The sequence below is a fragment of the Acinetobacter seohaensis genome (genome assembly GCF_056431365.1).
Genome location: NZ_JBWKMK010000072.1, coordinates 1 through 777, shown reverse-complemented (window position 1 = coordinate 777; position 777 = coordinate 1). Strand labels below are relative to the sequence as shown.

The window sequence follows — 777 nt, the reverse complement described above, 5'->3', positions numbered from 1 at the left end:
TCATGAAATACGGTATTCTGATGTGACAAAACCTGAATCCTGGTCGTTAAAGTGTTTGTTTGCACTCATATTTTAACTGTTAGGACTCAGGTTTTTTTATTTAAAGCAAACTATGGGACAGCAGTGGGTTTAGGCTCTGCTTTTTACTTTTTTATTAGAACAATTTCATATAAAACAATAGATTAAATCTTGTGATTGTATTTTGAAGAATTGCACAGATTTTTATTAAAATAAATTTATGAGATAAAACAGTAGTTTATCTATTTTTGGGTTTATAAAATAAACACTCGAAATATTTCTTTTACAAAAAGCCTTGCATGGCAAAATATTTGGCCTATAATGCACATCCATCGGCGGCGATGTTGATAAAAACTTGTTGAAAAACAATAGCTTGGTTGATTGGTTTAAGATTAATTGAGTTTGTTTTGAGTAGATGGGTTTGAAAATAAAATCAACATTGCATGTTGACTTTCTGGAAATAGAGAGTAGTATAGCCGACCTAGCTTGATGCTGACGAAGCATCGAGAAGATCATTAAGAGATTATGAAGAACAACTTGTGTGGATTTTTACTGATTGATCGATCGAACATATTTCATTGATTGATTGGTTTAAATTACTCGAAGTTTATTTGAGCGAAATTTAAGTCAGGAAATTGATGAGCCAGATTTGGAAGTTTAGATTAAAACTTCAAAATGATTTTAACTGAAGAGTTTGATCATGGCTCAGATTGAACGCTGGCGGCAGGCTTAACACATGCAAGTCGAGCGGGCGAGGTT

1 rRNA gene is annotated in these 777 nt (G+C 32.9%); it reads left to right on the top strand.

The features are described from left to right. Positions 1 to 700 precede the first annotated feature (700 nt). Positions 701 to 777: ribosomal RNA gene (locus AC07E5_RS09690) — 16S ribosomal RNA — on the top strand; the annotation flags it as partial.